General features: G+C 66.5%; 21 protein-coding genes. 10 read left to right on the forward strand and 11 right to left on the reverse strand.

The features are described 5' to 3' along the window. The first annotated feature begins 39 nt into the window (after positions 1 to 39). A complete protein-coding gene (locus ACNFJ7_RS12235) occupies positions 40 to 885 on the forward strand; it encodes an oxygenase MpaB family protein (protein ID WP_019369021.1) in 846 nt (281 codons plus the stop codon). Between the two features lie 4 nt (positions 886 to 889). Here ACNFJ7_RS12235 and ACNFJ7_RS12240 read toward each other — a convergent pair whose 3' ends face one another. Beyond that, entirely contained in the window at positions 890 to 1,549 is a 660-nt protein-coding gene (locus ACNFJ7_RS12240) for a YoaK family protein (RefSeq protein WP_019369022.1), read from the reverse strand. Positions 1,550 to 1,630: 81 nt separating this feature from the next. Between ACNFJ7_RS12240 and ACNFJ7_RS12245 the strand changes: the two genes are divergently transcribed. Beyond that, complete coding sequence (locus ACNFJ7_RS12245; protein ID WP_037513375.1) at positions 1,631 to 2,263, forward strand: trimeric intracellular cation channel family protein; 633 nt, start codon at positions 1,631 to 1,633, stop codon at positions 2,261 to 2,263. A gap of 16 nt (positions 2,264 to 2,279) precedes the next feature. Here ACNFJ7_RS12245 and ACNFJ7_RS12250 read toward each other — a convergent pair whose 3' ends face one another. Next, entirely contained in the window at positions 2,280 to 2,843 is a 564-nt protein-coding gene (locus ACNFJ7_RS12250) for a GNAT family N-acetyltransferase (RefSeq protein ID WP_019369024.1), read from the reverse strand. After that, positions 2,840 to 4,771, reverse strand: coding sequence for a signal peptide peptidase SppA (gene sppA / locus ACNFJ7_RS12255; RefSeq protein WP_019369025.1), 1,932 nt, complete (start codon positions 4,769 to 4,771; stop codon positions 2,840 to 2,842). Before sppA ends, ACNFJ7_RS12250 begins: the two co-directional genes overlap by 4 nt. Positions 4,772 to 4,945: 174 nt before the next feature. Here sppA and groES point away from each other — a divergent pair, with 174 nt between their 5' ends. Together groES and groL are read left to right on the forward strand one after the other, a co-directional pair. Further along, entirely contained in the window at positions 4,946 to 5,233 is a 288-nt protein-coding gene (gene groES / locus ACNFJ7_RS12260) for a co-chaperone GroES (RefSeq protein WP_010544804.1), read from the forward strand. Between the two features lie 55 nt (positions 5,234 to 5,288). Continuing rightward, a complete protein-coding gene (gene groL / locus ACNFJ7_RS12265; protein WP_019369027.1) occupies positions 5,289 to 6,932 on the forward strand; it encodes a chaperonin GroEL in 1,644 nt (547 codons plus the stop codon). A gap of 171 nt (positions 6,933 to 7,103) precedes the next feature. On the opposite strand, the gene ACNFJ7_RS12270 is transcribed toward groL, so the two are convergent. Both ACNFJ7_RS12270 and ACNFJ7_RS12275 read right to left on the reverse strand, forming a co-directional pair. Continuing rightward, on the reverse strand, positions 7,104 to 9,092 hold the full coding sequence (locus ACNFJ7_RS12270) for an oleate hydratase (RefSeq protein ID WP_019369028.1): 1,989 nt from the start codon (positions 9,090 to 9,092) through the stop codon (positions 7,104 to 7,106). A 92-nt stretch (positions 9,093 to 9,184) separates the two neighbouring features. After that, on the reverse strand, positions 9,185 to 9,727 hold the full coding sequence (locus tag ACNFJ7_RS12275) for a hypothetical protein (protein ID WP_019369029.1): 543 nt from the start codon (positions 9,725 to 9,727) through the stop codon (positions 9,185 to 9,187). A gap of 165 nt (positions 9,728 to 9,892) precedes the next feature. Here ACNFJ7_RS12275 and ACNFJ7_RS12280 point away from each other — a divergent pair, with 165 nt between their 5' ends. From ACNFJ7_RS12280 to ACNFJ7_RS12290, 3 genes are all read left to right on the forward strand, one after another. After that, positions 9,893 to 11,050: a phosphoserine transaminase gene (locus ACNFJ7_RS12280; protein ID WP_019369030.1), complete on the forward strand. Its 1,158-nt coding sequence runs from the start codon at positions 9,893 to 9,895 to the stop codon at positions 11,048 to 11,050. A gap of 104 nt (positions 11,051 to 11,154) precedes the next feature. Further along, positions 11,155 to 12,732 carry a phosphoglycerate dehydrogenase gene (serA, locus tag ACNFJ7_RS12285; RefSeq protein WP_019369031.1) on the forward strand — a complete coding sequence of 526 codons (1,578 nt, stop codon included), beginning with the start codon at positions 11,155 to 11,157 and terminating at the stop codon, positions 12,730 to 12,732. Positions 12,733 to 12,752: 20 nt separating this feature from the next. Next, positions 12,753 to 13,850 (forward strand): ATP phosphoribosyltransferase regulatory subunit, encoded by a 1,098-nt coding sequence (locus ACNFJ7_RS12290; protein ID WP_019369032.1) that lies wholly within the window; start codon positions 12,753 to 12,755, stop codon positions 13,848 to 13,850. A gap of 22 nt (positions 13,851 to 13,872) precedes the next feature. Here ACNFJ7_RS12290 and ACNFJ7_RS12295 read toward each other — a convergent pair whose 3' ends face one another. From ACNFJ7_RS12295 to ACNFJ7_RS12310, 4 genes are read right to left on the reverse strand one after another with little or no spacing between them, the layout of a single operon-like run. Continuing rightward, positions 13,873 to 15,306: a mannitol dehydrogenase family protein gene (locus ACNFJ7_RS12295; protein ID WP_019369033.1), complete on the reverse strand. Its 1,434-nt coding sequence runs from the start codon at positions 15,304 to 15,306 to the stop codon at positions 13,873 to 13,875. 32 nt (positions 15,307 to 15,338) lie between these two features. Beyond that, positions 15,339 to 16,343 carry a retroviral-like aspartic protease family protein gene (locus tag ACNFJ7_RS12300; RefSeq protein WP_019369034.1) on the reverse strand — a complete coding sequence of 335 codons (1,005 nt, stop codon included), beginning with the start codon at positions 16,341 to 16,343 and terminating at the stop codon, positions 15,339 to 15,341. Positions 16,344 to 16,396: 53 nt separating this feature from the next. Further along, on the reverse strand, positions 16,397 to 18,811 hold the full coding sequence (locus ACNFJ7_RS12305; protein WP_019369035.1) for a ligase-associated DNA damage response DEXH box helicase: 2,415 nt from the start codon (positions 18,809 to 18,811) through the stop codon (positions 16,397 to 16,399). A 59-nt stretch (positions 18,812 to 18,870) separates the two neighbouring features. After that, positions 18,871 to 19,047, reverse strand: coding sequence for a hypothetical protein (locus tag ACNFJ7_RS12310; protein ID WP_019369036.1), 177 nt, complete (start codon positions 19,045 to 19,047; stop codon positions 18,871 to 18,873). Between the two features lie 85 nt (positions 19,048 to 19,132). On the opposite strand from ACNFJ7_RS12310, the gene ACNFJ7_RS12315 reads away from it, so the two are divergent. The 3 genes from ACNFJ7_RS12315 to ACNFJ7_RS12325 all read left to right on the forward strand — a co-directional run bounded on the left by ACNFJ7_RS12315 (position 19,133) and on the right by ACNFJ7_RS12325 (position 21,343). Next, complete coding sequence (locus tag ACNFJ7_RS12315; RefSeq protein WP_019369037.1) at positions 19,133 to 20,128, forward strand: ligase-associated DNA damage response exonuclease; 996 nt, start codon at positions 19,133 to 19,135, stop codon at positions 20,126 to 20,128. Between the two features lie 11 nt (positions 20,129 to 20,139). Further along, on the forward strand, positions 20,140 to 20,745 hold the full coding sequence (locus ACNFJ7_RS12320; RefSeq protein WP_019369038.1) for an SOUL family heme-binding protein: 606 nt from the start codon (positions 20,140 to 20,142) through the stop codon (positions 20,743 to 20,745). A gap of 118 nt (positions 20,746 to 20,863) precedes the next feature. After that, entirely contained in the window at positions 20,864 to 21,343 is a 480-nt protein-coding gene (locus tag ACNFJ7_RS12325) for a hypothetical protein (protein WP_019369039.1), read from the forward strand. A gap of 5 nt (positions 21,344 to 21,348) precedes the next feature. Here ACNFJ7_RS12325 and ACNFJ7_RS12330 read toward each other — a convergent pair whose 3' ends face one another. Beyond that, complete coding sequence (locus ACNFJ7_RS12330) at positions 21,349 to 22,191, reverse strand: endonuclease/exonuclease/phosphatase family protein (protein WP_026009056.1); 843 nt, start codon at positions 22,189 to 22,191, stop codon at positions 21,349 to 21,351. After that, positions 22,191 to 23,699 (reverse strand): RNA polymerase factor sigma-54, encoded by a 1,509-nt coding sequence (rpoN, locus tag ACNFJ7_RS12335; RefSeq protein WP_019369041.1) that lies wholly within the window; start codon positions 23,697 to 23,699, stop codon positions 22,191 to 22,193. Before rpoN ends, ACNFJ7_RS12330 begins: the two co-directional genes overlap by 1 nt. Positions 23,700 to 23,705: the final 6 nt, after the last annotated feature.

The raw sequence follows: 23,705 nt of genomic DNA on the forward strand, positions 1-23,705 counted from the left end.
TCAACTTGTTCGCGCTACCAGACTTCCTAGCTTAGGCGGATGGATTTGGTTGCATTTGCTACCCACAGCGTGCGGCGCGCGATGATCGGCCAGGTACGGGCCGTGTTCAACGATGCCGCCCGCGGCGAAGCGCCGGTCGTTCGCCAGTCGGACGGGTTGTTCGGTCCCGATTCGGTCGTCTGGCGCGTGCATGGCGATGTGACGACGATGATGGTCGGCGGCGTTGCGGCGTTGCTGCTGCAGATGCTCCATCCCGCCGTACTGGCGGGCGTCTGGGATCATTCCAAGTTCCGCCACGACATGCTCGGCCGCTTGCGCCGTACCGCGCGCTTCATCGCGTTGACCAGCTATGGCGGGCGCGACGAAGCCGAAGCCGCGATCGCGCGCGTACGCGGCATTCACCACCATGTTCACGGTGTGCTGCCGGACGGCACTCCGTATCGCGCCGACGATCCCCGGCTGCTCGCATGGGTGCATGTGAGCGAAGCGGTGAGCTTTCTCGACGGCTGGATCCGCTATGCCGAACCGGGCATGTCGCGCGCCGACCAGGATCGCTATTTCGCCGAGTTCGCCCAGGTGGCCGAAGCGCTCGGCGCCGATCCGGTACCACACAGCCGGGCGGCGGCGACGGCGTTGATCGCAGAGATGCGCAGCGAGCTTCGCCATGACGAACGCACCCGCGAGGTCGCTCGGCTGTTGCTCGAACAGCCCGCACCCAATCTGGCGACCAAGCCGTTCCAGGCGATAACCTTCGCCGCCGCGATCGATCTGCTGCCCGATTGGGCGCGGCGGATGCACGGCCGTGCCAGCCCGCCGCTCGCTGCACCCGCATTGCGGCTGGGCACGCGCGGCGTGGCCGAAACGCTGCGCTGGGCGTTTCGCTGAGCGTTCAGCGCGCCGGCGCGGCGCGCGGCGCGGTCATGCTGATCAGCAGCAGCGTCAGCACGGCCGCGAACATCGGTGCCAACCACAGCGCGTTCCAGCCCCAGCGGAACTGGCATTCCGCGCCGATCACCACGCCGCTGACGAAGCCCAGCCACAGGGCCAGATAGGGCAGCCAGCCGAAGCGGTCGGCGTCGCCCATCAGTGCGGCGGCAAGCTTCTGCCCCATGCGAACCAGCGATCCGGTCATGTAGGTGAGCCCGATCGTCACTTCGCCGTCGCGCTGGAACAGGCCATTCTCCGCCCCCATCGCGGCGGCGAGCAGCAGCAGCACGATCGGGCCGGGCACTAGCGTCGCCGCAGCGGCCGCCAGCGCCAGCAGCAGCGTGACGAGCGCCATTACCACCGGCTGGTGGCGCCGCGGCCGGGCGCGCACGATCACGCTCGAAAGGATCACGCCGGCCACGAAGCTCATCACCAGCGCCAGCGCGACGGCGGCGTCCCGCGTGGAACCGCTGCCTACACCCACGCCGAGCCGGGTGGAGTTGCCGCTCATGAACGAAGCGAAGAATCCGCCCAGACTGGTGAACGCAAGCGCATCGACGAAGCCGGCGAGCGCCGCAAGCAGGATCGCGAGGGCGATCAGCGGTGACTCGGTACGTTGCATGTCTCCCCTTTGCCCCAAGCTGGGCTCGCTCGCCAAGAGCCGTGTTTGACTTAGGCCACCCTGCCACGGCAGATGGAGGCGATGAACGGTTCGGTCGCAGCCCAGATCGGGCCCATCCTCCCCTGGCTCGATCTGTTCGGCATCGCGGTGTTCGCCGCCACCGGCGCGCTGGCCGCCACCCGACGTGGCCAGACGATCGTCACCGCCACCTTCTTTGCCCTCATCACGGGGGTGGGCGGCGGCACGGTGCGCGATCTGCTGATCGGCGCGCCGGTCTTCTGGATCCACGACGCCAGCGTCGCCTCGCTGTGCCTGGGCATGTCGGCGATCGTTTGGATCACGCCGCAACGTTGGTGGAGCGACCGGAGCTTCGCCTGGCTCGATGCGCTAGGCCTCGCCGCCTACGCTGCGTTCGGCGCGGCCAAGTCGCTGGGCTTTGGCGTGCCGCCGGTGCCGGCGGCGGTGATGGGCGTCGTCACCGCCTGTGTCGGCGGCATCATCCGCGACGTGCTGGCGGGCGAGCCGTCGATCCTGATGCGGCCGGAGCTCTACGTCACCGCTGCCGCTTTGGCTTCCTCGGTCTATGTCATGCTCAGCCTGCTCGGCCTGCCGCCCTATGCGGCCGGCCTTGCCGCTGCCATCGCCGGCTTCGCGTTGCGGGCTGCGGCAATCGTGTGGAAGCTGGGTCTACCCGCGTATCGCGGCGGCATGTGAGGGCCGACGGGTTGGTTCAGGCGCGTACCAGTCCCACCTCGCTGAAGGGCCGCGGCTCCACCGGCGGGGCGGCGGGTGCGTTGAGCTCGCATTGCCAGATACCCACGTCGATCCACTGCCCCTGCTTGTAGCCGACTTCGCGGAACACGCCGGCACGGCGGAATCCCACTGCCTCGTGCAGGCTGATCGAGCGATCGTTCGGCAGCGCGATCATGCCGATGGCATGCACGAAGCGCTGGGCGCGCAACGTATCGATCAGCGCTTCGTAGAGCAGCCGGCCTGCCCCGCGGCGCTGCGCCGTCTCCGCCATGTAGACGGAGGTTTCGCAGACATAGCGATAAGCGGGCCGCTCGCGAAAGCGGGTGGCATAGGCATAGCCGATCACCGCGTCGCCGAAATCCTCGCTCTGGGTGGCAACCAGCCAGGGATACAGCCCGTCGCTCGATGCCATTCGCGTTGCCATCGTCGCCGCGTCGGGCGCCTCGGTTTCGAAGGAGACGGTTCCGTGCAGCACATGCGGCGCATAGATCGCCGCAATCGCCCCCGCATCCTCGGCCGTCGCCGGGCGAATGCGGATCACTTGGCCGTTCCTAACGCCAGCTGGAGCAGGGCGAGGTCGGCCGGCTGCGCGCTCGGCACGCCCAGCGCCATGCACTCCAGGCAACGCGCCTGCACCGAACCGCTCTGGGTCAGGCGCTTGGCATCGCCCAGTGCCTGCGCCAGCAGCATCCGCCGTTGCTCGGCGATGCGGGCATAGGCATCGCTGCCCCCCGGCGCTTCGGCCCAGTCGTCGTCGTCCTCGTCGTCATTGCCCAGCGATCCCAGCCCCGCCGCCAGCGCGGCGGCGAAGGCGTTGGGCTTCTTGGCGAGATAGACCGGCCGCACCTTGGCGGGATCCAGCCCGGCGCGCTTGGCCGCCTCGGCGATCGCGTCGTCCAGCCCGCCGAAGCGATCGACAAGGCCGATCTGGCGGGCGATGCCGCCGATCCACACGCGGCCCTGGCCGATTTCATCCACCCGCTGCGGCGTCAGCTTGCGGGCATTCGCCACCAGGCCGACAAAGCGGCCATAGCCTGCCTCGATCGCCGATTGCAGGATCGTGTCGACCGTGGCGTTGGTGCCGCCATAGATGCTCGGCTGGCCGGTCAGCGGCGTGCTTTGCACCCCGTCTGTCGTTACGCCGATCTTGGCCAGCGTGTTCTCGAAGGTCGGAATGATGCCGAAGATGCCGATCGATCCGGTGATCGTGTTAGGCTCGGCGAAGATCACGTCGCCGGCGGTCGACACCCAATAGCCGCCGCTGGCGGCGAGGCCGCCCATGGACACGACGATCGGCAGCTTCTGCGCCTTGGCCTGCAGAATGGCCTGGCGCATCTGTTCGGATGCCAGTGCCGATCCGCCCGGCGAATCGACGCGGACGACCAGCGCCTTGAGCTTGCCGTCCTTCAGCCCGTCCAGCACCAGCTTGGCGATCGTGTCGCCGCCCGCGCTTCCCGCGCCACCCTTGCCGTCGACGATCTCGCCCGCGACGGTGATCACCCCGATCGGATCGCCGCTGGTCGGCAGCGGGTTCGCCTGCAGCCAGTTGGCCAGCTTGATCGCGTTGAAATTGCCCGATCGCGCCCCGCTTGGCGCGCCGACCAGTTGCGCGACGTGCCGGCCGAAGGCGATGCGATCCCCCAGTTGGTCGACCAGCCCATAGGCACGGTTGGCCGCGGCGATATCGCCCTTGGCGGCGGTGATCGCGACATCGGGCTTCATCAGGAAGTCGGCGATTCGCGCTTTGGGTCGCGCCTTCTGAATGCCGTCCCGCCACTGGTCCAGCAGGCCGCCATAGAGCGCGGTGTTCGCCTCGCGCGCCTCGGGCGACATGTCGGCGCGGATATAGGGCTCCACCGCCGACTTGAACTTGCCGACCTTATAGACATGCACGTTGATGCCCAGCTTGTCCGTCAGGCCCTTGTAATAGAGCTGCTGGCCGCCGGGACCCATGAAGATCGATCCGCCCATCGGGTGGACCCAGATCTCGCTCGCATGCGCCGCGATCTGGTAGCCGCTGTCGGTATAGGCGGTAGCATAGGCCAGCACCGGCTTGCCGGCGGCGCGAACTCGGCCGACCGCGGCCGCGACTTCGCTCACCGTCGCGGGATAGCCGCCCATGAAGCTGTCGAGATCGAGCACTACTGCCTTTACGCGGGCGTCGCGCCGGCCCGCGTCCAGCGCGCGGATCACGTCGCGCGCGCTCACCTGGCCGGCGGCGCGCGAACCGGTGACTGCGGCGAAGGGATCGGCGTCGCTAGGCTGCTCGACCAACACGCCGTCGAACGACACGACCAAGGCGCCGTCGCGAATCGTCGCCGGCGTCGGACGGTGGGAAAGCGCTGCGAACAGCACGGAGAAGAACAGGAGCAGCAGAATAAGGACGAGCAGGTCCTTGATTCCGACGAGTATCTTCCAGGCGGTACGGACCAGCTTCACCGGCGGCTCCTCAAAGCGTATTGGCTTCATCTGCTACCGGATGCGCGCGGCGGAGGCAACGACCCGTATTATTCGCCCAACACGCCAAAAAAAGTTCCCTCGACACCCGTTGACGAAGCGAAACTGCCTCCACATATCTCCGCTGTTAGCACTCCGGGGGACCGAGTGCTAAACACCGAAATCCACCTGAAAGAGGATCAGGCAATGAACTTCCGTCCGTTGCACGACCGCGTGCTCGTCCGCCGCGTCGAAGCCGAGGAAAAGACCGCCGGCGGGATCATCATCCCGGACACCGCCAAGGAAAAGCCGCAGGAAGGCGAAGTCGTCGCCGTCGGCACCGGCACCAAGGCCGAAGATGGCAAGGTGACCCCGCTCGACGTAAAGTCGGGCGATCGCATCCTGTTCGGCAAGTGGTCCGGCACCGAAGTGAAGGTGAACGGCGAAGACCTGCTGATCATGAAGGAAAGCGACATCCTCGGCATCGTCGGCTGAGCACGTCGTACCTCCTCAACTTCCTAAACTTAGCGAAATTTGAAAGGGCAGTCCCATGGCAGCCAAGGACGTAAAGTTTTCGCGCGACGCTCGTGAGCGCATCCTGCGCGGCGTCGACATCCTCGCCGACGCGGTGAAGGTCACGCTGGGGCCGAAGGGCCGCAACGTCGTGATCGAGAAGAGCTTCGGCGCGCCCCGCATCACCAAGGACGGTGTGTCGGTCGCGAAGGAAATCGAGCTCAAGGACAAGTTCGAGAACATGGGCGCGCAGATGGTGCGCGAAGTGGCCTCGAAGACCAACGACATCGCCGGCGACGGCACGACCACCGCAACCGTTCTGGCGCAGGCGATCGTCCGCGAGGGCATGAAGTCGGTGGCCGCCGGCATGAACCCGATGGACCTGAAGCGTGGTATCGACCTCGCCGTCACCAAGGTCGTCGAGGACGTCAAGGCGCGCTCCAAGCCCGTCTCGGGCAGCCAGGAAGTCGCCCAGGTCGGCATCATTTCGGCGAACGGCGACCGTGAAGTCGGCGAGAAGATCGCCGAGGCGATGGAAAAGGTCGGCAAGGAAGGCGTGATCACCGTCGAAGAGGCGAAGGGTCTCGAATTCGAGCTCGACGTCGTCGAAGGCATGCAGTTCGACCGCGGCTATCTCTCGCCCTACTTCATCACCAACCCGGAGAAGATGGCGGTCGAGCTCGCGGATCCGTACATCCTGATCCACGAGAAGAAGCTGTCGAACCTGCAGTCGATGCTGCCGATCCTCGAAGCGGTCGTGCAGTCGGGTCGTCCGCTGCTGATCATCGCCGAGGACATCGAAGGCGAAGCGCTGGCGACCCTGGTCGTCAACAAGCTGCGCGGCGGCCTGAAGGTCGCAGCGGTCAAGGCACCGGGCTTCGGTGATCGTCGCAAGGCGATGCTGGAAGACATCGCCGTCCTCACCAAGGGTGAAGTGATCAGCGAAGACCTCGGCATCAAGCTCGAGACCGTCACGCTCGGCATGCTCGGCACCGCCAAGCGCGTCACCATCGACAAGGACAACACCACCATCGTCGATGGCGCCGGTGAAGCCGAGTCGATCAAGGCCCGCACCGAGCAGATCCGCCAGCAGATCGAAGTCACCACCAGCGATTACGACCGCGAGAAGCTCCAGGAGCGTCTCGCCAAGCTCGCCGGCGGCGTGGCCGTGATCAAGGTCGGCGGTGCGACCGAAGTCGAGGTGAAGGAGCGCAAGGACCGCGTCGACGACGCGCTGCACGCAACCCGCGCAGCCGTTGAAGAAGGCATCGTCCCCGGCGGCGGCACGGCCCTTCTCTATGCCACCAAGGCGCTCGAAGGCCTGACCGGTGCGAACGAGGACCAGACCCGCGGCATCGACATCGTCCGCAAGTCGCTGACCGCGCTGGTTCGCCAGATCGCCAGCAACGCCGGCCAGGACGGCGCCGTTGTCTCGGGCAAGCTGCTCGACCAGACCGACACCTCGTTCGGCTTCAACGCCGCGACCGACACCTACGAGAACCTCGTGGCTGCCGGCGTGATCGACCCGACCAAGGTGGTGCGCACCGCACTGCAGAACGCGGCTTCGGTCGCCGGCCTGCTGATCACCACCGAAGCCACCATTGCCGAGCTGCCGGAAGACAAGGCCGCAGCACCGGCGATGCCGGGCGGCATGGGCGGCATGGGCGGCATGGACTTCTAAGTTCGCGCTCGACGCAAAAAGAGGGGCCGGCGGAGCGATCCGCCGGCCCTTTTCTTTTGGCGCCACCCTCACTCTTCCGGCGCTTCGCGCCCCCCTCCCTCTCCCAATGGGAGAGGGAAGGGGACCGCCGCCGCAGGCGGTCGGAAGGGTGAGGGCGCGCGCAAGAGGCCCCTACCGCTCCTTCACCCCGGCCATCCAGCCTCGTACCGTATCGGCCGCCTCGCTGACCGCGTGGCTGCCCCGTCCGAACAGCCCGGCCAGCTCCTCTTCCACCCGGTGCAGCGTATCGCCGCCCTTTTCGGGCAGCGGCGGCAGGATGTGCGCGAAGTAAGTCTTGCCAAGCAGCCGGTGGAGCAGCCGCTCGCCGGGGAAGGGCGCGCCATTGTTGAGCGCCCGCGCGCCCCGCAGCAGGTTGCGGATGTCGTACTGCGTCGGGCTGATGTCGGGCACCTGCTTCAGCACGTTCAACAGCGCGTACACCCCGATCCGCGCCGTGCGGATCGAACTCTCCATCGTGAAGACGATGTCGTTCGCCGTCTCGACGAACTGGCCGACCAGCGCGAGGTTGGTGCAGCCTTGCGGCACCACCGCCGGCCGGTCGCCGGCCGCACGCGGCATGAATTCGGCGGTGATGTACGGCATCAGCGCAAGCCGTATCTTGGTCGCCTGCGTCACCGCCGCAACCTGATCCTCGGCAATGCCAAGATGGTGGCACAGCTCTTCGAGGATCTCGCGCCCGGTGCAATCGGGCATCGCTTTGGCGACCTTGTCGCCGGCCACGTCCATCCGCAGCGCATAGGCCCAGAGCACCAGCACGTCCTCGGGCTGGTCGGGGAAGTGCGGCTGGCGATTGCAGGTGACGCTGAGCAGCCACTTGGAGTCGGTGAAGGTGATGATCCCGCCGGTGACGGTGCGTCCCGAGTACGGATCGTTGACCGCCAGTGCCTTCAGCCGGTCGACCAGCGGCGAGGGCCTGCAGGTGAGCGTCGCCGATTCCCACATCGAGCGGGCAACATCGCCACAGAACTTGTTCGGCCTGCCGAACACCGGCGATTGCGCGGCGAGGTTGCGCCACAGCGTCCAATCGCTCTCGGCACCCGGATCATACGCTCCGCGTTCGAGCACCGGCGCCCGGTCCATGTCGCCATAGGCGGTGCCCTCGGTCATCGAGCCGGGCAGCACGAAGACGAGATCCTGTGCTGCCACCGGCAGCACTGTCGCGGTGCCCGCCACCACGGCCCGGATCCCGGTGACGGTACGCTGCTCGCCCGCCACGGCGAAGTCGAGGTCCGTGGCGCGCGTGTCGAACTGAAAGCATACGCCCTGCTCGCGCAGCATCTTGGTCAGCGGGCGGACGAAGGTGTCGAACTGGTCGTATTTCGGGAACACCACCACCGACATGTCGGCAAAACCGTCCACCGAATCGAGGAAGCGGTGGAGGTACAGCTTCATCTCCAGCAGGCTGTGCCAGGGCTGGAAGGCGAACATGGTGCGAAACAGCGCCCAGAAGTTGGTCTCGAAGAAGCCCCTGTTGAAATAGTCCTGAATCGTGGTGTCGTTCACCTCGTCCTTGCGCTTGAGCAGCAGCCGGACGATCTCCCACTGGTCCTTGCGCGACAGGCCGAAGGTGCGGAAATCCTGCACCACGCCTTGCTGGTGCATCAGTCGCGCCTTGGAATAATTGGGGTCGCGATCGTTCACCCAACGATATTCGTCGAGCACGCTATAGCCGGCGGGCAGCTCCAGCGCCGGCACGTCCTGGAACAGGTCCCACAGATTGTCGTAGTTCCAGTTCATCTCGCGGCCGCCGCGGATCAGATAGCCGCGCTCCGCATCGCCCGCGCCGTCGAGCGAGCCGCCCTCGATCTGCGCGGCATCGAGGATGGTGATGTTGGCGGGCGGCATATGGCCGTCGCGGATCAGGTAGAAGGCGGCGGCTAGTCCCGCGATCCCGCTGCCGACGATCCACGCCTTGCGGGCCTCCACCCTCGGCGTCGGCAGCGGCCGGTTGCGGGCATAGGGGCTCCAGAAGTCGGGCGGCGGCAGCGTGTTCTGGGGCTGCTGGCTCCAATAGCCGGCAGTGGTGTCCGGCGCATGCACGAAGCCTTCGGGTGCGGCATTTGCCGGCGCGCCGAGCCAGTCGGCGGTGGAACGGGACATGATGCGGTCCTCCTGAATCCAGCGGATGGTTGGCCGCCGGATTCAGGCAGATCAGCGCGAACGCGAATTCGTAATGTTGGCAGCTCGCAGGATCAGTCCTTGCGGTCCTCTTTCTTGTCGTCCTTGTCGACAGGCAGCGTCGGCACGGCGGCGCGGGCAGTGGCGGTGGGTGCCGCCGGCGGCCTGCAGCCCTTTGAGACGCCGAGGCCCTTGAGGTAGGCGCGGCGAATCGTTCCGCCATAGATCGCCGCGGTCACCCGCTTCTCCTGCTTGTCCGCGCCGGTAATCATCCGCACCAGCCCAAATCCGGGGATCAGCGTGCCCACGATCGCACGGCTGCCCGCCGCAGCGATCGCGCCGCCATTGCCCCCTTTGGCTTCCGGTGCGTCGGCGTCGCTGCCCAGCACGGCGTTCAGCTGCGTGATGCCGTTGCGGATCTGCGCGCAGCTCTTGGTCCCTTGCGATGCGTAAGGGGCAGAGGCGGCGAGCAGCAGCACGTCCGGGATTTTCTTCTCGTTGATCCGCAGGTCGCGCAGCGGCGCCTGCGCCCCGTCCCCCACGCTCTGTTTCTGCTGCGCCAGCACCGGCGTTGCAATCAGCATCGCGGCCAGCCCGGCCGCCCAAAGGGTCCGCATGTCGTATCTCCCAGAATCCTGCAAAGCTGCGCAGCAAAGGCACGGGCCCGCAACATTGTTCCCTCGCAACAATGTCCGGAATTGACTTTCGTGCGCCTGCCGCTAGGGCCGTCGACGGGCCACGCGGTCCCAACGCCGCGCGTGCTCTCTGCAAGGAGAGACTACATGACTGATTTAATTGCCGCCGACGCCACGCTTGCGTCTGCGAAGCCCGCCACCAAACCGGCGCGTCCCTATTTTTCCTCTGGTCCCTGTGCCAAGCCCCCAGGCTGGTCGCCCCAGAAGCTCGCCGTCGAGTCGCTCGGCCGCTCGCACCGCTCGAAGCTGGGCAAGACCCGCCTCCAATATTGCATCGACCTGATGCGCGAGTTGCTCCGCCTGCCGGACACGCACCGCATCGGCATCGTACCCGGATCGGATACCGGCGCCTTCGAAATGGCGATGTGGACGATGCTGGGCGCCCGCCCCGTCACCACGCTCGCCTGGGAAAGCTTCGGTGAAGGTTGGGTCACCGATGCGGTCAAGCAGCTCAAGCTCGACCCCACCGTGTTGCGCGCCGACTACGGGCAGCTGCCCGATCTGAGCGCGGTCGATTGGTCGAACGACGTGCTGTTCACCTGGAACGGTACCACCTCGGGCGTGCGCGTGCCGAATGGCGACTGGATCGCCGCCGATCGCGAGGGGCTGAGCTTCGCCGACGCGACCTCGGCGGTGTTCGCCTACGACCTGCCCTGGGACAAGATCGACGTTGCCACCTTCTCCTGGCAGAAGGTGCTGGGCGGCGAGGGCGCGCACGGTGTGCTGATCCTCGGCCCGCGCGCGGTCGAGCGCCTCGAAACCTACACCCCCGCCTGGCCGCTACCGAAGGTGTTCCGCCTCGTCTCCAAGGGCAAGCTCGCCGAGGGCGTGTTCAAGGGCGAGACGATCAACACGCCGTCGATGCTGGCGGTGGAAGACGCGATCTTCGCGCTCGAATGGGGCAAGGGCCTGGGCGGCGCCGACGGGCTGATCGCCCGCTCGGACGCCAATGCCGCGGCGCTCGACACGATCGTCGCCGAGCGCGACTGGCTCGGCCATCTCGCCGAGGATCCGGCGATCCGCTCGCGCACCAGCGTGTGCCTGACCGTCGAGGGTGCCGATGCCGACTTCATCAAGAAGTTCGCCGGCCTGCTTGAGAAGGAAGGCGCGGCCTATGACGTGGCCGGCTATCGCGATGCGCCGGCAGGCCTGCGCATCTGGTGCGGCGCCACCGTCGACACCGCCGATATCGAGGCGCTCGGCCCCTGGCTCGACTGGGCCTACGCCACCGCCAAGGCGGGCTGATTGCGGTGCTCCTGCGAAAGCAGGAGCCCAGGGTTACACGCTATTTTCTTGCAAGTTCCGGGCGCCTGCTGTCGCAGGCGCACCGCTGTGCACAGGAGCATTCCATGCCCAAGGTACTGATTTCCGACAAGATGGACCCCAAGGCCGCGCAGATCTTCCGCGAACGCGGCGTCGAGGTCGACGAGATCACCGGCAAGACCCCGGACGAATTGAAGGCGATCATCGGCGAATATGACGGCCTCGCCATCCGCAGCTCGACCAAGGTCACCAAGGACATTCTCGCGCACGCGCCCAACCTCAAGGTGATCGGCCGCGCCGGCATCGGCGTCGATAATGTCGATATCCCCGCCGCATCCGCCCAGGGCGTGGTGGTGATGAACACCCCGTTCGGCAACTCGATCACCACCGCCGAGCACGCAATTGCGCTGATGTTCGCGCTAGCCCGCCAGCTCCCCGAGGCCGATGCCTCGACCCAGGCCGGCAAGTGGGAGAAGAACCGCTTCATGGGCGTCGAGCTCACCGGCAAGACGCTGGGCCTGATCGGCGCGGGCAATATCGGCTCGATCGTCGCCGACCGCGCCATCGGCCTGCGCATGCGCGTAATTGCCTATGATCCGTTCCTCACGCCCGAGCGCGCGCTGGAAATGGGCGTCGAGAAGATGACGCTCGACGATCTGCTGCTGCGCGCCGATTTCATCACGCTGCACACGCCGCTGACCGACCAGACCCGCAACATCCTCAGCCGCGAGAATCTCGCCAAGACCAAGAAGGGCGTGCGGATCATCAATTGCGCGCGCGGCGGTCTGATCGACGAGGTCGCGCTGAAGGAAGGCCTGGAGAGCGGTCATATCGCCGGCGCCGCACTCGACGTGTTTGCGGTGGAGCCTGCCAAGGAGCATCCGCTGTTCGGCACACCGAACTTCGTCGCCACCCCGCACCTCGGCGCGTCGACCACCGAAGCGCAGGTCAACGTCGCGATCCAGGTCGCCGAGCAGTTGGCCGACTATCTCGTCACCGGCGGCGTGACCAACGCGCTCAACGTGCCGAGCCTTTCGGCCGAGGAAGCGCCGCGGCTGAAGCCGTACATGGCGCTTGCCGAAAAGCTGGGCGGCCTGGTCGGCCAGCTGGCGCATGGCGAGCTTTCCAGCATCGCCATCGAAGTCGAAGGTGCGGCGGCCGAGCTCAACCAGAAGCCGATCACCAGCGCGGTGCTGGCCGGGCTGATGCGCGTTCATTCGGACACGGTGAACATGGTCAACGCGCCGTTCCTCGCCAAGGAGCGTGGTCTCGACGTGCGCGAAGTGCGCCATGATCGCGAGGGCGACTATCACACGCTGGTCCGCGTGACCGTCGGCACCCAGTCGGGCGATCGTTCGGTGGCGGGCACGCTGTTCGGCAACGCCGCGCCGCGCCTGGTGGAGCTGTTCGGCATCAAGGTCGAGGCCGACCTCGCCGGGCACATGCTCTACATCGTCAACGAAGACGCGCCGGGCTTCATCGGCCGTCTCGGCACCACGCTGGGCGAGGCGGGCGTCAACATCGGCACCTTCCACCTCGGCCGCCGCTCGGCCGGTGGCGAGGCCGTGCTGCTGCTCTCGGTGGACGAAGCGGTGGACGATGCGCTGCTCGGAAAAGTTCGCGCACTCCCCGGCGTAAAGACCGCCATGGCGCTCGGCTTCTGAAGCCATTAGGGGAGGCGGCCATGACTGGTCTTCTCCCCGAAGGGTTTCACGATCGACTGCCGCCTGCCGCCGATGCGGCGGCCCGCCTCGAGACGCGCGTGCTGGGGCTCGCGCGGCTCTATGGCTATGAACAGGTGGATCCGCCGCTCGCCGAGTTTGCCGACGAGCTGGCGACGCGGCTCAAGACTGGCGCGGTGCACAATGCCGTGCGCTTCGTCGATCCGGTGTCGCAGCGCAGCCTCGCCATTCGCCCCGATCTGACCGCGCAGGTCGGCCGGATCGCCGCGACCCGCATGGGGCATCATCCGCGCCCGGTGCGGCTGTGCTATGCGGGGCAGGTGCTCAAGCTCAAGGCGCCCGCGCTCGATCCGCGCCGGGCGATGCGCCAGATCGGCTGCGAGCTGATCGGGCGCGACAGCGTGGGCGCCGCGATGGAGATCGTCCGCGTCGCGATCGAGGCGCTGCAATCGGCCGGCGTCGAGGGGCTGGCGATCGACTTCACGCTGCCCGATCTGGTCGATACGCTCGCCGGCGGAACCCTGCCTTCTGACAAGCTCACCGCACTGCGCGAACGGCTCGATGCCAAGGATGCCGGCGGCGTCGCAGCGATCGATCCGAAGTACCTGCCGCTGATCGAGGCGGCCGGCCCCTTCGAAAGCGCAATGGGCAAACTGCGTGCGACCGATGCCGGCTCCGCCCTTGCCAGCCGTATCGACGGCCTTGCCACCATCGCCGCCAGCATCCCGGCGGGTGTCGCGCTGACGCTCGATCCCACCGAGCGCCACGGCTTCGAATATCAGACCTGGCTCGGCTTCTCGATCTTCGCGCGCAGCGTACGAGGCGAAATCGGGCGCGGCGGCACCTACACGGTGGTGCACGAAGGCGGCCGCGAAGAGCCGGCCGTCGGTTTTTCGCTCTATGCCGATCCGATCCTCGACGCCGGCATGGGCGGGGACTCGCGACGCCGCCTGTTCCTGCCCTTCGGCACGGACGTCGCCGCCGGCGCGTTGCTGCGTGCGCAGGGCTGGGTCACAGTCGCGGCGCTGGAGGCGGAAGATACTCCAGAAGCGCAACTCTGCACCCATGTGCTGAAGGGCGGCGCGCCGACGGTCCTGTAGCGGTTGGCGCCCGCAGGAAGCGTCAATCCGCGAGCAGGACCCTCAGCTTCTCCGATCCGATTGCCGCGAAAGCCGCCGCGACGGCGTCGCGATAGCGCGGATCTTCGGCAACGCGGGCGGGAAATACTTGCCGCAGCGCCAGCACCGCGTCCACCGGCGCATCCGCCGTCGCCGCCGCGGCGAGCGTGTCCGCGAGCGGATCGGTGATCGTCTCGCCTGCCCGTCCCTTCGCGCCGAGGAATGCAATCCAAGCCGCCACCGGCACGGCCAGTCGCGTCACCGAGCGCCCTGCATCGAGCGCCGACGCTGTCGTATCGAGCAGGCGATAGGGCAGCTTCTGTGAACCGTCCCAAGCGATTTGCGACAACAGGTGCCGGATCGCCGGGTTGCGGAAGCGATTGAGCACCGCGTCAACATAACCGGGCAAGTCGAGCCCATCCACCGGCCCGAGCGACGCGGCGATGTCTGCATGCGCCAGCCGTGTGACAAAGCCGCCGAGTTCGGCATCGGACATCGCTTCGAACACCGTCTGGTGACCCAGCATCAGGCCGATATAGGCCAGGCTGGAATGACTGCCGTTTAGGATGCGCAGCTTGGCCTGTTCGTAGCCGCGGACGTCGCTGGTCAGGGTCACGCCGGCGGAGGCGAGATCGGGACCGTCGGCCATGTCGAAGCGCTGCAGCACCCATTGGGTGAAGAATTCGCGCTGCACTGCCGCCTTGTCCTCAACGCCGAGCTCGGCTGCAACCTTGGCGAGGAACGCCGCGTCACTGGCCGGAGTGATCGAATCGACCATCGAATCGGGAAAGGCAACTTCCGCTGCGATCCAGTCGGCCAGGCTCGCATCCCACTCGCGCGCTAGGGCAACACAGGCCGCGCGGAGCTTGCCGCCATTGCCGGTCATATTGTCGCAGCAGAGCATCGCGAACGGCGCCACGCCCGCCGCGCGGCGATCAGCCAAGCCAGAGACGATCCAGCCGATCACGCTGGCCGGCTCCTCCGGTCGGATGCGATCGTGGACGATATCTGCATGGCCCATGTCGAGGGTGCCGTCGCCGGCCAGGCAGTATCCCTTTTCCGTAACCGTGCTGGTGGCGATCCGCACGTCGGGGCTGGCGAGAAGCGCACGCAATCGGCGGCCTTCGCCTGGGCCGATTGCATCGGAATGCGCGGCGATGACACGGGTGGCGGGCGTGCGATCGATCACCGCCAGCGCGTAGAGCCCCTCCTGTGCCTTAAGCGCGTCGGTAGTGCTGCCGCTGCGCAGCGAAACCGCCGCAATGCCCCAACGAGGATCGGTGTCGAGCACCCGGTCGACAAACGCCGCCTGATGTGCGCGGTGGAACGCACCGGGGCCGAAGTGCACAATGCCGGTGCGAGTCGCGGCCAGATCATGGCCGGGGCGGAGGATGCCGGAAGGAAGCCCGGCAAGCGCGGCGCGTGAAAGCATGGTCATATGGTCAGGCCAATCAGACCCGACGCGCAAAGTCAATCGCGGGCAGCGGCCCGGAAGCCCCGTGACAGCAGCGGCGCCTCGGCATTCGGGCGCTTTTCCCGCGCGGGCCGCGGCAGGAAGAAGCGCACCTGGCGGTTTGGGAAATCAATCTCCACGCGACGAAAGCTGCGCATCGCGTCCATCCCAAGCATGATCGCGGGCCGCTTGGTCAGGCCGAACCGCTTAAACGGCTCGGCATCGGCAAATGCTACCGGCAGCGCATCGAACGCAACATTGCTGACGCGCATCGATGGCACATGACCATATTGTGCCTCGGTCTTGCCGCCATCGACGCTGGTGAGCTCGATCGTCTGCAACGCGCCGACATTCTTGCCTACCTTCTTGCGCAGCGCTGTATTGCCCATCGTCACTTGCGACCCGGTATCGAGCACCACCCGCACCCGAGTGTTGGCATAATAGGCATCGGTGACGATCAGCTGGCCGAACTGGTCCTTGGCGGTCACCACGATCTCGTCCGCGGCATGCCGGGCATTGCGCTTGCGCTTGACGCTGGGCCGCACCTCCATCGTGCCGGTGTCGAAATCGATCGTCACTTGGTGGTCGCGCAGCGTGTCGATGCCCAGCAGCCCCGCAGCCCCCAGGTGCTGCGCGTAAAAGGCAGGCGCGACGATCGCATGGCTGGTGCCGATCGATTCGATCTGCAGGTCGGGAACGATCACCGTCTCGACGGTGCTGCGCCCGGTCATCGAGGTGACAAGCACCGTCCCGCCCGGCGCAAGCCTCAACAGGCTTGCCAGTTCTCGCGAGACGACGGTACGCTCCGCGCCGGTATCGATGATGAAATTATATGGTCCGGTGCGGCCCACCGCTACCGGAACGGTGAGGCGCGAACTCGTCTCCCCAAGCGCCAGCTGGATGGCATCCGGCTGCCCGGCCGCAGGAGCAGTCTCCGGATCGGTCGGCACCGGCCGCGGATCGCCGGCTATCGCACCAAGATGCAGAGCTGCCAGCAGCAGCACGGGCGAGACTCCGAACATCACGCTATTCTACGCCTGCGCATGTTGCGCAGCAATCCCGCAAAAGAACGGGGTTAGTCCAGCCGCATCGCTTCGGCAGCGATGGCTTCGGCTTCTTCTAGCAACGCATCTTCGGTCGTGCCCTGAGCAACCGATTCGCGCCCGATCATGATCAATACCGGTACGGCCATCGGGCTTACCCGCTCCAAATCGATGTGCAGCATCCGCGCGCCCGCTTCGTCTAAGAGCCGGGCCAGCCTGCCAACATCGGTCATCCGCGCCCGCGCGTCTTCCCAGGCAGCGCGCAGCAGGAGATGGTCGGGCTCATATTTGCGCAGCACGTCATAGATCAGGTCGGTCGAGAAGGTGACTTGTCGCCCAGTCTTCTTCCGGCCCGGATGCTGCCGCTCGACAAGGCCCCCGATGATCGCCACTTCGCGAAACGCGCGCTTGAGCAGCGCCGAACCCTGCACCCAGTCGACGAACTCATGCTCCAGGATGTCGGGCGAGAAGAGCGGACGCGGATCGACGATCTTCTCCAGCCCATAAACGGCCAGAGCATAATCATTAGCGACGAAGCCGAGCGGCTTCAGCCCCAGCGCCTCCATCCGCCGCGTGACGAGCATGCCTAGAGACTGGTGCGCGTTCCACCCTTCGAAGCTGTAGATGACGAGATGGTGCCGCCCTTCGTGCGGGAAGGTCTCGACCAGCAGCTGGCCGGGGGCGGGTAGCGCCGAGCGACGGTCCTGCGTCTCCAGCCATTCGCGCACGTCCGCAGGAAAGCGCGACCATTGCTCGGAATCGTACAGAAACTGCCGCACGCGATCGGCAAGGTTCGCGGTGATCGCCAGCCGGGCGCCCATATAGCTAGGCACGCGCGCCTGCTTCGCCGTTGCCCGCACGATCAGGTCGGTTGCCTCGACGCGTTCTACCTCCAGCGCCAGCCCGGCGAAGAAGAAGGTGTCGCCCGGCGAAAGCGAAGCGGCGAACCCTTCCTCCACCTTGCCCAGGCGCCGCCCATTCTTGAAGCGCACCTCCAGCATCGGCGATTCAACAATAATCCCGGCGTTCAGCCGATGCTGCGCGATGAACGTGGGCTGGGTTACTCGCCACAGGCCATCGCGCCCCTGGGTCAGGCGCTTGAACTTGTCATAGGCGCGCAGCGAATAGCCGCCATCGGCAATGAAGTGCAGCACCCGCTCGAAAGCCTCCTCGCTCAGCGCGGAATAAGGCAATGCTGCGCGCACCTCCTGCAGCATATCGACGGCAGAAAAGGGCGCCGCACAGGCGCAACCCATCACATGCTGGGCCAACACGTCGAGCGTGCCGGGGCGGAAATGATCCGGATCCAGCTCGCCATGCTCCACTGCGTCAAGCGCCGCCCGCGCTTCGAGATATTCGAACCGGTTGCCCGGAATCAGCACCGCCTCGCTCGCCTCGTCGAGCCGGTGATTGGCGCGGCCGATCCGCTGGAGCAGGCGCGAGGCGCCTTTCGGAGCGCCCATCTGGATCACGCAATCGACATCGCCCCAGTCGACGCCAAGATCGAGGCTGGCGGTAGCGACCAAGGCCCGCAACCGCCCGTCTGCCATCGCCTGTTCGGCTCGTTCCCGCGCCTCCAGGCTCAGGCTGCCATGATGGACGCCGATCGGCAGCTTGAGATCGTTGACCTTCCACAGTTGCTGGAACACCAGCTCGGCAAGCCCGCGCGTGTTGCAGAACACAATGGTGGTGCGATGCGTCTCGATCTCTGCCATCACCTGCGGAATCGCATAAATACCCGAATGCCCGGCCCAGGGCACGCGCCCTTCGGGCAGCAGGATGGCGATGTCCGGATCGGCACCCTTCTCACCTTCCACCAACCTCACGGTGTCGATATCGCCATAGGGTGCCAGCCACGCGCGATAGCCGTCCGGATCGGCCACCGTCGCCGACAAACCGACGCGACGATAGCCCGGCGCCAGCCGTTCCATCCGCGCCAGCGCCAGCGCCAGCAGGTCGCCGCGCTTGCCGGTGGCGAAGGCGTGGATCTCGTCGATCACTACCGTCCGCAGCCCGGCGAACATCGTCAGGCTGTCTTCATAGGAAAGCAGGAGACTGAGCGATTCGGGCGTGGTGAGCAGGATCTGCGGCGGCCGCGCACGCTGGCGAACCTTGCGCTCGTGCGGCGTATCGCCGGTGCGCGTCTCCACTCGGATCGGCAAGGTCATTTCGTCGATGGGCGTCAGCAGGTTGCGCTGCACGTCGACCGCAAGTGCCTTAAGCGGCGAGATGTAGAGCGTGTGTAGCCCCTCCGCCGGCGCTTCGATCAGCCCGGCCAGGCTGGGCAGGAAGCCGGATAGCGTCTTGCCCGCCCCGGTCGGCGCGACGAGCAACGCATGCTGCCCCGCCCGCCCCGCGTCGAGCATCGCGCGCTGGTGCCGACGCAGCGTCCAGCCGCGAGCGGCAAACCACCGGTCAAGCGGCGCAGGAAGAACGTCGACGGGCACCGCCGCAATGTAGGCACGGTCGGCGCCGGTGGGGAGGCTCTGTTTACGGAAAGGCCGAACTAGCCGTTCTTGCGATCCGCCGCGTCATGCTCTTCGTAATTGCGCCGCGCCGCTTCCTCGGTCTGCGCGCGGTCGCGCCGCGAGGTCTTGTTGCGCAACATCGCCCAGATCAGGGCCGCTGCCAGGATGATGGGTCCGATGACCACCATCACGCCCTGCATGCTCGATAGGTCCATGGCCCGTCTCCTCTCGGCCCCGCCGCCTGCACTCAACGAAGCCCGCCCCTCTTTCGATCCGCGCCCTCGTCCCCATATCGCAGGCATGGCGCTCGGCAGCTGGCTCACTCCCGATCCCGCAGGGATTTATCTTCCCGCAGCGGATGCTTGGATCGATCCCAGCCGTCCCGTCGAACGCGCGATCATCACCCATGGCCATGCCGATCACGCGCGCGGTGGGCATTCCGAGGTTTGGGCAACGCCCGATACGCTGGCGATCATGGCTGCGCGCTACGGCCCTCAGAACGGGCGGGCGGTCGACTATGGCGAGAGCATTCGGCTAGGGCCGATCGATGTGGGCTTCGTTCCCGCCGGCCATGTGCTGGGATCGGCGCAACTGGTGCTCGATCATGCAGGCGAACGAATCGTCGTCTCGGGAGATTACAAGCGCCGTCCCGATCCCACCTGCATACCCTTCCAGCCCGTGCCGTGCGACGTGTTCATCACCGAAGCGACGTTTGGCCTGCCCGTATTCCGCCATCCCGAAACTCGCGACGAAATCGACAAGCTGCTGGCCGCCCTGCGCGCCGAGCCCGAACGCTGCGTTCTGGTCGGCGCCTATGCGCTGGGCAAGGCGCAACGGGTGATCGCCGAACTGCGGGCGATGGGTTTCGACGATCCTATCTATCTGCACGGCGCGTTGCAGTCGCTGTGCGATCTCTATGCCGAACGTGGCGTGACCTTGGGCGAACTGCGACCGGCGACCGGCGCGGCGAAGAAGGCGCTGCAGGGCCGCATCATTCTCTGCCCGCCGAGCGCGCTCAACGATCGCTGGTCGCGGCGCCTGCCCGATCCGATCACTGCCATGGCAAGCGGCTGGATGCGGGTGCGCCAGCGCGCCCGGCAGCGCAACGTGGAACTGCCGCTGATCCTATCCGACCACGCAGATTGGGACGAGCTGACCCGCACGATCGAGGAGCTGGCCCCGCGTGAAGTATGGGTGACACATGGCCGCGAAGATGCGCTGGTACACTGGTGCCGCCTCCGCCAGATTCGCGCCCGCGCGCTCGACCTGGCGGGATTCGAAGACGAAGACGACTGAAGGAGACTAGCATGGCGAACCGCAAGACTTGGGCATGGGTGGGCGGCATCGTTGGCGGTACCGTGATCGCCGCCGCTGCCACCTACTACGCGTTCGAACGCGCCAGCGAGCAGCCGCCCTATACGTCGGTAGAAAAGGATGGCGCGTTAGAGATCCGCGACTATCCCGAGCTTGTGGTGGCGGAGACCCGAGCGATCGGCGCGCGCGAGCCGGCGCTTACCGCGGGCTTTTCCCGCCTCGCCGATTACATCTTCGCCAAGCGACGCGGCGACAATGGTGGCAGCGGCGGCGAGAAAATTTCGATGACCGCGCCGGTGCTCAGCACGCTGCAGGACGGCAGCTGGCGCACCCAGTTCGTGATGCCCTCCAAATTCACACTGGAAACGCTTCCCGCCCCCGCCGACAATGTCGCTCTCGCCAAGCGCCCGGCGCGTCGCGTGGCGGCGCTGCGCTTCTCCGGTTCGCCCGACGACGCAGCACTGGCCGAGCGCGAGGCGGAGCTGCGCCGCTGGCTGGCGGCACGGGGCATGAACGGCGGCGCGGTGGAATATGCCTTTTACAACTCGCCCTTCATCCCCGGCCCCCTGCGCCGCAACGAAGTGCTGATTGCGCTGTAACGAATCGCCCACGCTGCCATGCTGCGCTCCTTCCGCTTGCGGGTGGAGGACGCGTTTGGCCGGCTGGCGTTACCCAATCGGTCGTAGAAGTGCCGCTATCTGCCTATATTCCAACCCCATGAAGATTCGCCCACTACTCGCCGCCGCTGCAGCCCTCGGTTCCTTCGTCGCTGCGCCCGCCGCGCAGGCACAGGCACAGCCTCAGCCGCGCGATCCGTTCGGCGCATGCCTGCGCGATCATAGCAGCCGCGCCGATCGCGACGTGCTGATCCGCTGGGTATTCACTGCCGTCGCGCAAAGCTCGGCGGTGCGCGACATGGTGAAGCTGGACGAAGGGCGCCGCGTACAAGCCAGCCAGCAGGCAGGGCAGCTGATCACCCGCCTCGTCACCCGCGACTGCCGCGCCGAAGCGATGGACCGGATGAAGCGCGACCCTGGCGCGCTTCAGAACAGCTTCATGGCCCTGGGCCGCGTCGCGCTGACCGATCTGGCTCAGGATCCCAATGTCGTCGGTACCCTGGCCGGGGTGCTGCAATATGCCGACATGGGCAGCATCACGCTGATGCTGATGGAAGGCGGCCTGCGACCGGGCGGCTGAGGCGCTCAGCGCGCGAAGTGTACCCGTGCCACCACCGGGTAATGATCGCTGGGGTACACCTCGCCCTTGTGCGTATCCAGCGTTGCGATCCGATCGACTGCGAAGCCGCGGGTCAGGATCCAGTCGATGCGGCGATCGCCCTTGCCGGTGAAGCCGTGGAAGGTAAAGTCGGGCCCTTGATGGTCTAGTCGCGCCAGCCACGCATCGGCGAGCGTCTTGGTCAGGATCGCGTGCGCCGGCTTGTCGGCGGTGGTGTTGAAGTCGCCGGTTACGATTACCGGCAGTCCGGCCGGCCCCTCAGCGATGCGATCCGAGAGCAGCTGCGCGCCGCGCGTGCGAGCGTCGTCATCCTCGTCGCGATAGGGAAAATGGGTGTTGTAGAAGCGGAAGCGGCGGCCGTCGCGTGTCTCGAACGTCGCCCAGGTTACCATGCGCGGCAGCGGGTGGCCCCAGCTGATGCTGCCCGCCACCTCGGGCGTGTCCGAAAGCCAGAACTGGCCCTGCTCGACGATCTTCAGCCGGTCGTGCCGGTAGAAGACGCCCATATGCTCGTCCTTGTGGCCGCCATAGCGATCGGTGCCGAACCAGCGATATTGGGGCAGCGCCCGCACCACATCGTCGCCTTGGCGCTGGAACAGCTCCTGCGTGCCGATCAGATCGGGCGCGGCGGCGCGGATCGTCGCGATGGTGAGTGCGCGGCGCTTTTCCCACAGATTCGCACCGTCGTCCTTACCGGGATAGCGGATGTTGAGGCTCATCACCGTCAGCCCGGGTTTGCCCTGCGCCATAGCCGGCGCACACGCCAGCATCGCGGCAAGCGCCGCCACCCAACACCAAACACGCTGCATCAACCCGCTCCTTCGAGTGCCTTTTGCCGCCGGCGCTGAACCGAGCTGCCGATTCCCATCGCCTCACGGTATTTGGCTACTGTGCGGCGCGCGATGTCGAACCCGCGGGCGTTGAGCAGTTCGACCAGCGTGTCATCGGACAGGATCCTTTTGGGATCCTCCGCCGCAATCAGCGATTTGATCGCACTCTTCACTGCCTCCGCCGAAACCGCTTCGCCGCCATCGGCCGACTGGATCGCGCTAGTGAAGAAATATTTCAGTTCGAAGAGGCCGCGGGCGCAGCTGAGATACTTGTTACTGGTGACGCGGCTGACGGTCGACTCGTGCATCTCGATCGCGTCGGCCACCTGACGCAGCGTCAGCGGACGAAGATGCGCGACACCCTTGAGGAAGAACCCTTCCTGCTGCTTCACGATTTCGCTGGCGACCTTGATGATCGTGCGCTGGCGCTGATCCAGCGCCTTGACCAGCCAGTTGGCGCTGGCGAGCATGTCGGTGAGCCAGGCCTTGCTCGCCTTGTCCTGCTTGCCCCCCGAAACCTCGGCATAATAAGCGCGGTTGACGAGAAGACGCGGCAGCGTCGCCGCGTTGATCTCCACCGCCCAACCGGTCCCGCGCCGTGCGACGAAGAGGTCGGGCGTCACCGCCGGCACGGGATCGCCGCCATAGCGGCAGCCCGGCTTTGGATCGTAGCTGCGCAACTCGCGGATCATGTCGGCAAGATCCTCGTCATCGACATTACAGAGCCGCCGCAGCCGACCGAGATCGCCGCGCGCGACCAGCTCCAGATTGGCGATCAGCCGCGCCATGCACGGATCGTAGCGATCGGCTTCCTTCGCCTGCAGCGCAAGGCATTCGGCAAGGTCACGCGCGCCGACACCGGTGGGATCAAAGGTCTGGATGACCGCCAGTACCGCCTCCACCCGCGCGGTCGGCAGGCCCAGTCGCTCCGCGATTTCGCCAAGCGGCACGGTCAGATAGCCGCACTCGTCGATCTGGTCGATCAGATGCTGGGCGATGAACAGGTCCGGGCCGGCAATTGAGGCGCCTGCCTGCGCGAGCAGGTGATCGACCAGCGCGATGTCGCCGGTACCAAGATTGTCGAGATCTGGCGCTTCTTCCGATCCACCCCCGCTCGCGCCGTTCATCCCCAGGCTGCCGTCGAGACCACCGATCATGTCGGTCGCCGAATCATGGTGAAAGGCCTCGGCCGCAAGATCGACGTCGAGCGCCGCCTCTCCCGCGGCTTCGCCGCCGCCGAGAATAAGTTCGCTGGCATCGGCCGGGCCATCGCGGACCTCAACCTCGTCACCGCTCGCGGTGGACTCGCTCGATACGTCGTCGCCGCCACCCCCTGCGTCGAGCAGCGGGTTGCGCTCGACTTCCTCGGCGATGAAGGTCTCGATCTCCAGGTTCGACAGCGTCAGCAGCTTGATCGCCTGCTGCAGCTGCGGCGTCATCACCAGCGATTGCGATTGGCGCAGATCGAGGCGAGGCGCGAGGCTCATGGCGGG

This window comes from Sphingomonas sp. HT-1 (genome assembly GCF_048568905.1).
Lineage (GTDB): Bacteria > Pseudomonadota > Alphaproteobacteria > Sphingomonadales > Sphingomonadaceae > Sphingomonas.